1 pseudogene is annotated in these 1,988 nt (G+C 40.9%); it reads left to right on the top strand.

Features of this window, described 5'->3' with window-relative positions:
* Window positions 1-1,988 (top strand): annotated as a pseudogene (locus tag ACFIL3_RS09820) (hypothetical protein); the annotation flags it as partial.

Raw genomic sequence — 1,988 nt, 5'->3', positions numbered from 1 at the left:
CATGGAGAGGGTGATGAGAAAGGCAACAGTAAAATTAAGTTTCTTTCCAATGGAGAGGTTTCTGCAAGCTCAAGTGAAGCGGTCAATGGTTCACAGCTTTTTGCGACTAATCAAAATATAAGCAGTGTATCTAACAATCTTGAAACAACAGCTACGAATATAGCTAAATTCTTTGGCGGTGGCGCTGAATATACAGAAGGTCATTGGAGTGCTCCAAGCTTCAAAGTTAAGATCGTCAAAGAAGATGGCAGTGCTGTTGAAGAGCAAAGTTATGATGATGTTGCCAAAGCGTTTACTGGTGTAGGGGCTTCATTCACGAATATTCACAAAGAGCTTAAGAATGAGATTAATAAAGTTGTAAGAGATAGTCTTGTTAAGTTTGATGACACGACAAAAGTAATCAAGCTTGGTGGTGAAAAAGAAGGTGCGAGCATCAGTATTGCAGATAAGGAAAGCCAAGATAGAATACTTTCAGGTGTTAAGACAGCGACAAGGGATAATGAAGCAGTTAACAAAGGTCAGCTTGATAAAAGTCTGAAGGAGCTTTCTAACAATCTTCAGTCTGATGAATCGGCTGTTGTTCACTATGATAAACAAGGTGATGATAATAGCAGCACTAATTATGCGAGTGTGACTTTGGGTAAAGGTAAGGGTTCTACACCTGTAGGTTTGCATAATATTGCCGAAGGTCAGATTAGTGAGAATTCGCATGATGCGGTTAATGGCGGTCAGATTTCTAAGGTTTCTCAGGATATTGCGAAATACTTAGGTGGAGGTACAAGCTTTAAAGATGGTACTTTCACGGGTCCAACCTATAAATTATCCAGTGTTGATGCAAAAGGCGAGGTAGTAGAAAAATCCTATGGTGATGTTGGTTTAGCCATTGAAGGTATTGATACGAATTTCAAGAATGTGAATAACAACCTAACGAATAAGTTTAATGAACTTACTGAAAACATCACGAATATTACTCAGGAAGTTCAAGGCGATGCGCTGTTGTGGAATAAGGACGCAGAGGCGTTTGTAGCGACGCATGGAGAGAAGGAAAGCAAGAGTAAGATTACATTTCTTTCCAATGGAGAGGTTTCTGCAAGCTCAAGTGATGCGGTCAATGGTTCTCAGCTTTTTGATACGAATAAGACTGTTGCAACTTATTTAGGTGGTGGCGCTGAATATAAAGAAGGTCAATGGAATGCTCCAAGCTTTAAAGTTAAGATCGTCAAAGAAGATGGCAGTGCTGTTGAAGAGCAAAGTTATGATGATGTTGCCAAAGCGTTTGCTGGTGTAGGGGCTTCATTCACGAATATTCACAAAGAGCTTCAGAGTGAGATTAATAAAGTTGTAGGAGATAGTCTTGTTAAGCAGGATGATGCTACGAAGGTAATCAAGATAGGTGATGAAAAAGAGGGTAGTGCAATCACAATTTCAAACATGAATGGTGATGCACGTAGTCTCTCTGGCGTGAAAGCTGGAACACTTTCTGAAGGCTCGACGGAAGCAGTGAATGGTTCTCAGCTTTATTCCTTGAATCAGACGCTGGCGACTTATTTTGGTGGTGGAGCTCACTATGAAGATGGTCAATGGGTAGCACCTACTTTCAAAGTTACGACATTTAATGATGATGGTAGTCCAGAAGAGCATAGCTACCCTAATATTGCGGAAGCGTTTGCTGGTGTAAGCAATTCATTTACAAAGCTTCATAATGAGATTTCAGACAATATTGAGCAGAATGCGTTGTTGTGGAGTGATGAAGACAGTGCGTTTGTAGCGCTTCATGGGAAGGGAGATAAAAGAAGTAAGAGCAAACTGAAGTCAGTTTTAGATGGCGATATTTCTGAAGGTTCGACAGAGGCGATTACGGGCAATCAGCTTTATTCCTTGCATCAGACGCTAGCGATGTATTTAGGAGGAGGAGCTAGCTATGAAGGTGGCGAATGGAGGGCTCCGGAATTCAAGGTTTCACAATTCAATTCTGATGGTAGTTCGTC

This window comes from Bartonella sp. CE47NXGY (assembly GCF_042195415.1).
In the GTDB taxonomy this organism is placed as follows: domain Bacteria; phylum Pseudomonadota; class Alphaproteobacteria; order Rhizobiales; family Rhizobiaceae; genus Bartonella.
This window is presented reverse-complemented; position numbering and strand designations above follow the sequence as displayed.